Genomic DNA, 7100 nt, shown 5'->3' on the forward strand with positions numbered 1-7100 from the left:
ATGCATGAATTTAATCTTAGATAATTACAGTGTGTTTAATGACAATATTTCAGTATTATATTCCTAAGCACTTAATTCCTCACTAAAAACATCATTATGTTTACTCAATAAAAAAAGCGAGCCACTTTCGTGACCCGCCTTCTTATATCATCAAATCTAAACGCTACATTAACAGCTCACGCTTGCCGCTTTTACCCATCGAGCTGACCAGTCCAGCTTCTTCCATCGAGTCGACAATACGTGCTGCACGGTTATAGCCAATACTAAATTTGCGCTGGATGCTAGAAGCTGACACTTTGCGTGTTTCCATAATAAAGGCAACTGCATCATTATATAAGTCATCATCTTCACCAGAGGCGTTGCTTGAACTACCACCACCGCCTGGGCTAGATAATTCAAAATTTCCTGCCATATTATCAATATAGTCGGGTGCACCGCGCTCACGCCAAGCGTCACAAACACGGTTGACTTCTTCATCACTGACATACGCACCATGCACACGATCAGGCTCAATTTGCCCAGGCCCTAAGAACAACATATCACCATTGCCTAGCATATCCTCAGCACCACCACTATCCAAGATAGTCCGCGAATCGACTTTTGAGTTAACACGCAATGCCGCACGTACTGGGATGTTGGCTTTGATCAGACCTGTAATGACATCTACCGATGGACGCTGAGTGGCTAACATTAAGTGAATACCGGCTGCCCGCGATTTTTGCGCCAAACGCGTGATTAGTTCTTCGGCTTGTTTTCCAACCTGCATAATCATATCGGCAAACTCATCCGCGACGATGACAATCATTGGCAACGTTTTAAGCTTCGGCGCTTGGCTAATACTCACGCTATCATTAGGTCGCCACAATGGATCAAGCATAGGATTGCCTGACTGTTCGGCAGCCCGCACTTTTTTATTGAATTCATCAAGCTTGCGAACTTTCAGTAAGCTCATCAGCTGATAGCGGCGTTCCATCTCTGCCACACACCATGACAAGGCACTGGCAGCTTCCGTCATATCAGTCACAACAGGCGTTAACAGATGCGGAATATCATTATAGTTGGCAAGCTCAAGCTGCTTGGGATCAATAAGAATCAGACGCAGCTCATTGGGCGTGTATTTGAGTAGCATCGACAGTAGCATTGAGTTAACTAGAACTGATTTACCAGAACCTGTCGTACCAGCAACCAGCATATGCGGCGCACGCGCAAGGTCAGTAATGATAGCTTTACCGCCAATATCTTTGCCCATTGCCATGCTGATTTGCGCTTTTGGGTCTTTGAATTTTTCAGTATTTAGCAGCTCTATCAAACGTACCATTTCACGTTTTGGGTTGGGTACTTCAATACCAATATAAGGCTTACCCGGTATTACCTCAACCACACGCAGAGATGCCATAGACAGCGAGCGTGCTAAATCACGCGAAATTCCCGTTACCTTGCTAGCCTTTACCCCTGCCGCCAGCTCGACCTCAAAACGTGTCACGACTGGCCCCGGAATCGCATTGACGACCGATGCTTTTACATTGAATTCTTGTAGTTTGATTTCCAACAATTCTGATAGCTCAACCAGTTTTTCGTCGGTATAACTCGGTTGGCGATTTGGGTCTGGATTGTCTAAAATCGACATCTCAGGAATGGGCGACAAACTACTACGATAAGCCGCCGTTTGCATTGAGCGTGACTTGGTACTAAACGCTGCATCATCGCTAATATGAGGCATAACAGGAGCAGCGGCATCAGCGCCCGTATCATCTGGTACCATATCGGCAATATGGTTACTAGAATCTCCTTCAGGTATATCAAAACTCACATTGGATTTAGGAGCAACAACTGATTCAGCGACAGCAGTTGGTGGTAATGTTGGATTAGCAGGCGGTGTATTGGTCGGCGTCATATCAGCCATTTCTGACATTGGCTCAATAGCTTCTGCTGCAAGTAACGCAGCTGATTTTGCAATCGTAGCCGCCGACGCAGCATTGTTCAATATTTCAGTTTGATTACTAGTTGGTTTATCGACAGATGGACTCGTATCGCTAGCAGCTGAAGCAACAGGTATATTCGAAGGCTGCTTATTAATAGCATCGCTACTGGTTAAATCGGACACAGGCTCTACGACTGCTTCTCGTACTGGCTGCTCCGCGACACTATCAGACTTAAGTGTTTCTACAGACTCTTCAGTAGTAGGTACTGAAATATCTGCATGCTCTGCTAGCCAAGCATCTGCCAATATATCAATATTATCCACTGGTACATCAAGCCCAGAATCTGCCGTATTTTGAAGATCCGTCTCACCGTATACGACATCCTCAATTGGCGACTTAACGTCAGCTATTTTTGCGCTTGATATAGCCGGAGCTGATGGCACAGCTGATTCTAGCGACTCAGTATTGGTATGACTAAATTCAGTATTATTAGGTACTGGCGCAGCAGAATCTGAACCATGACCGTTCATAGTATTGGTGTTATAAGCTAATTGCTCACTGGCCAATAAATCATCAACGGTATTTGCATCATTCCAAGCAAAGCTCGGTTCTACTTTACGGATAGGTGTCATTACAGAGCTTGACGTCGGCGATGTATTAGCATGATTGGCTGTATTATCAATTGTACCGCTAGGTGTCGCTGTTGCCGTCTGTAGCTGTTGGCTATTTTCATTATTAGACATGGCACTTGAATTAGACATAGCCGCTTGCGTTGCTGCTGCCATCGATGCTTTTACGCTATCAGCAAGCCCTGACGTTGATAAAAAGTCTGACAAAACATTGCTGAAACGACCACTATTCTCTACTGCTTTTACACTATCTTCAGAGTGTAGCTCCAGCGGTAACTGCTGCTGTTCTGAGGTTTCTTTAGCTGTTTTATTCGTTGCTATACTTTCGTTATTTTGCTCTGAGGTAGTGCCTTCTTGAGCAGAGGCATCATCATGCGCCATGCCTTTGTGTTTGACCCCTGAACCAAGCCATGACAACGCTGTCACTTTCTGATAAATCGCAAGCCAATGAATATTAAAGGCAAAAGTCGCCGTGATAATAACGAAAACCGTTAAGAAGAGCACACTCCCCCACTGCGATAAAAGCTGAGCCAGTCGAGACTGTAGCTCCAACCCTATGATACCACCAGCAACCCCTTCGAGCCTTGTCGCTGTTGGATCCGTTACGTGCTGAACCAACGCAACCAATTGTGCAAATAAAGCACTGGCACTCAATAATAAAAACACATAAGCAATCAAACGCATCAACCAAAATGTTGGCTTATTGTCCCACCAGATAAGGATAGACTCATAAACCAAAAATGCTAGCAGCCACCATGCGCCAAAACCAAAAAAGCTATAGAGCAAGTCCGATAACCAAGCACCTGATGCGCCACCCACATTATTAATCGTGGTCATATCACTACTGATATGCGACCAGCTAGGGTCATTACCTGTATACGTCATCAAGATGACAAAGAGATAAACGGCCAGTATTAACCCAAGGAGGGTAAATATTCCCTTTTTTAAATACTCAATAAGCGGTGCTGATATCACGTAAGATCTGCCTTGTTATTAATACTAAATGGTCGTCAACGCATGACTAAGCTTAATCATGCTGACATAAAGTGCTGACATAGAGATACTGATATAGAAGTGCGAATATAAATATCTCTGGCAAAGCATTTAGAACGCATTGTCTGTCATAAAGATGAGTCATGACAGCCTTCTTTCTGCGCCCCAATACACTTGGCATAACTTCTTATAATAACAAATACATAGGTATAGTGGCGACAGTCTTCTAAAGAAAGAGTGCAAGAAAGTTAGCTAATATGCGATTTAGATAAAAAACCCTACTTTTAGCAATATAGCTCATAGAATAAGGCTAACAATCTTATATAGACCTTATAAAATAGTCGTCATTTATGGCAACAATACTTCAAGGTTTATATGCTTTAATTCTAATGATATCCATGTTGATTTTAGCAAACTTGCACTTTGTCCGCCGTGCCCTTATGTTATTATCACACAGCAATGAGAAAAACCATATTAGTCGTTATTTTGAAAAAATTTACTATATTAATCACTCCTATTTTTAACTTTTATATTTAGCAAGGAATTACCCATGGCAACTGAAAATACAGCGCCACGTCACGAAAAACTCATCATCCTAGGCTCAGGCCCTGCTGGTTATTCTGCTGCCGTTTATGCAGCACGCGCCAACCTAAAGCCTGTCATGGTCACTGGTATGGAAGTGGGCGGACAGCTAACCACCACCACCGAAGTCGATAACTGGCCAGGCGATGCTCATGACTTAACAGGCCCTGCATTGATGGAACGCATGAAAGCCCACGCAGAACGCTTCGGTACCGAACTGGTCTATGACCATGTCAACGAAGTAAACTTGAATGTACGTCCTTTTCAATTAACGGGTAATAACGGTAGCTACACTTGTGATGCCCTAATCATCTCAACAGGTGCATCTGCTCAGTATCTAGGGCTAGAGTCAGAGACCAAATTCAGAGGCCTTGGCGTTTCAGCTTGTGCTACTTGTGACGGTTTCTTCTATAAGAACCAAAAAGTCGCTGTCATCGGTGGTGGTAATACGGCTGTCGAAGAAGCCTTATATCTATCAAACATTGCTTCTGAAGTAACCTTGGTTCATCGCCGTGATAGCTTACGCTCTGAGAAAATCCTACAAGACAAACTGTTTGAAAAAGCCAAAAATGGTAATGTCAAAATCGAGTGGAATCACAGTGTTGAAGAAGTGGTTGGTGATGACATGGGCGTCAATGGCGTTGTTATCAAATCAACCATCGATGGCAGTACTAAGCAACTAGATGTCTTTGGCATGTTTGTGGCAATCGGTCATAAGCCTAATACGGACTTGTTCAAAGGTCAGCTAGATATGAAAGATGGCTATCTTACTGTCCAAAGCGGCCTAGTAGGTAACGCCACGCAAACCAGTATCGAAGGCGTGTTTGCAGCAGGCGATGTCGCCGATCATGTCTATCGTCAGGCCATCACTTCTGCTGGCACTGGCTGTATGGCGGCACTTGATGCTGAAAAATACTTGGATGCATTGGGAGAGACCGTTGCTCGTGATCATACTTACGACTCAACACTAACTGCAGATAAAGAAGCTTAAATGGGCAACTTTACTCAACAGAACGATCAACACATCACGCCTGAGACTTTGAAAAGTCTTGGGCGTTATGACTTTCCTGATCCCGTTTCTATTGACCCTGACGGCATTGGCATCGTCGCTATGGGTGGTGATTTGGCACCAGAAACCCTCATCTCTGCTTATGCACAAGGACTGTTCCCTTGGTTTAATGAAGATGAGCCGATCGCTTGGTGGTGCCCTGAACCACGATGTGTAATAGTGCCAACAGACTATCAGCCAAGCAAGTCACTACGTAAACAAGCGAATCGCGCCCGTTGGCAACTGACACTCAATCAAGCATTCGATGACGTCATACATGCCTGTAGCTTACCACGCAGTGACGGCCTTAATGACAATCAGTCTGAAGGAGAACATACTTGGATTCATGATGAAATGATTGAAGCCTACACCAAGCTACATGCTCAAGGATTTGCACATAGTGTAGAAGTTTGGGATGATAAAGGGCAATTAGTCGGCGGGCTTTATGGATTAAAAATAGGCAATATCTATTTTGGCGAGTCGATGTTTCACTGCGCTTCCAATGCATCAAAGTTAGCTTTTTGGGGTCTTATGCGCTTATGTGAACAAAGCCATGTAGCGTTGGTCGACTGTCAATTACCGAACGATCATCTTATGAGCCTAGGCGCAACCACCTTGCCACGCGTAGAGTTTCTCACTCAGTTAGATACATTGATAGCTGGCGATGCCATCACATGGCAAAATAACTCCCACAAACCGTTGCCAGTATCGCAACTTGATAACGAAGAACCTTGGCAGCTCAATTTATAACGAGCATTGTGATGGCTATTAACAAGCATCTACTTACAGACCTATGAGACCACTATGGCATTTGATGAATCGTTTTTGTTAATTGGGGCGCTAGCAAAAAAAGCCAATACTACTAAGGATACTGTGCGCCATTATGACCAATTGGGTTTGCTAAAATCGCGTAAGCGTCAAGCAGGGTCACGATTGTATACTGAGTTTCATCCAGAATGTGTCGAACGCATCGAGCTAATCAAGAGTGCACAAACGGTAGGCTTTACTCTCAACGAAATGAAAGATAGCTTCAATGATTTTTATGCTGGGAAAATTAGCCTCGACGAACAATTGAGCTTTAATCAAAAAAAGCTGGATCAAGTTCAAAAACAGCAAGCCAATACCAGCATCATGATTGAGCTCTTGAGCGAACGAATTAAAGAGCTTAAATCTATGCAGGCAAACAGCGACTAAAATCATCGTATAAAATCTGATGAACAAACATCTTAAAACAATAAAGCCAATTCAACTCATATGTCACTACCGATAAACATGCTGCATAATTAAAGCATCGACTGCTGGCTGATGTGGCTGTTGATAATAGCCTTTGCGTTTATGAATAACGGCAAACGCTTGCTTTTCATATAGTGCTATCGCAGGAGCGTTATCTGCACGCACTTCTAATAATAAACTTTCCACCTGAATCTCTTTCAGATGTGTATTTAATTCTGCAAAAAGTAGCGACGCAATACCTTGGCGTTGATAGTCAGGACGTGTGCCAATGCGCAGGATTTCTGCTTGCTCAAACACCACTTGGTATAAGCAGTAACCAACCACTTCATCAGCCTCAGTACTCATAGCAACCATTAAATCTATACTGTCTTGTTCAAGTAAACCGCTCAGAGTCTGTCCAGTCCATGGCTCTTGTAATTGAACGATAGCTTCAATAGTCGCCACGGATTGGACAATCGCTGCTCGTTCTTCTGCTTTATACCCTAATGTCTTTATATTAAACATCTGCACTTTTTATCTCTTTTCTTAAAATACACTTTATATTATCGTTAATTATAGGTATGTCACCACAGCTTTTCTTTAGTTATAAACACCCATAAAAAAAGCCGTTCTCAATAAAGAGAACGGCTTTTGACTAACGAGTTAAATACTAGGATCAGTATTAAACGTTAACGTTAGCAACAACACCAGCGC

5 protein-coding genes are annotated in these 7100 nt (G+C 43.3%); 3 read left to right on the forward strand and 2 right to left on the reverse strand.

Annotated features, from left to right (window positions below):
- Positions 1-163: 163 nt before the first annotated feature.
- On the reverse strand, positions 164-3526 hold the full coding sequence (locus ACZW67_RS06895) for a DNA translocase FtsK (RefSeq protein WP_465182668.1): 3363 nt from the start codon (positions 3524-3526) through the stop codon (positions 164-166).
- 568 nt (positions 3527-4094) lie between these two features.
- Here ACZW67_RS06895 and trxB point away from each other — a divergent pair.
- The 3 genes from trxB to ACZW67_RS06910 are packed head-to-tail and all read left to right on the forward strand — an operon-like array spanning position 4095 to position 6368.
- Positions 4095-5117, forward strand: coding sequence for a thioredoxin-disulfide reductase (gene trxB / locus ACZW67_RS06900; protein ID WP_465182669.1), 1023 nt, complete (start codon positions 4095-4097; stop codon positions 5115-5117).
- On the forward strand, positions 5118-5924 hold the full coding sequence (aat, locus tag ACZW67_RS06905) for a leucyl/phenylalanyl-tRNA--protein transferase (RefSeq protein WP_465182670.1): 807 nt from the start codon (positions 5118-5120) through the stop codon (positions 5922-5924).
- A 54-nt stretch (positions 5925-5978) separates the two neighbouring features.
- Positions 5979-6368 carry a MerR family transcriptional regulator gene (locus tag ACZW67_RS06910; protein ID WP_197217966.1) on the forward strand — a complete coding sequence of 130 codons (390 nt, stop codon included), beginning with the start codon at positions 5979-5981 and terminating at the stop codon, positions 6366-6368.
- Between the two features lie 66 nt (positions 6369-6434).
- Here the strand turns inward: ACZW67_RS06910 and rimI are convergent, their stop codons facing one another.
- On the reverse strand, positions 6435-6911 hold the full coding sequence (gene rimI / locus ACZW67_RS06915) for a ribosomal protein S18-alanine N-acetyltransferase (RefSeq protein WP_465182672.1): 477 nt from the start codon (positions 6909-6911) through the stop codon (positions 6435-6437).
- Positions 6912-7100 lie beyond the last annotated feature (189 nt).

The sequence above is a fragment of the Psychrobacter sp. TPE 89C genome, from assembly GCF_055522395.1.

Coding starts and splice junctions, on each gene's coding strand:
- trxB (WP_465182669.1), top strand. CDS start 4,095: ATGGCAACTGAAAATACAGCGCCACGTCACGAAAAACTCATCATCCTA.
- aat (WP_465182670.1), top strand. CDS start 5,118: ATGGGCAACTTTACTCAACAGAACGATCAACACATCACGCCTGAGACT.
- ACZW67_RS06910 (WP_197217966.1), top strand. CDS start 5,979: ATGGCATTTGATGAATCGTTTTTGTTAATTGGGGCGCTAGCAAAAAAA.
- rimI (WP_465182672.1), bottom strand. CDS start 6,911: ATGTTTAATATAAAGACATTAGGGTATAAAGCAGAAGAACGAGCAGCG.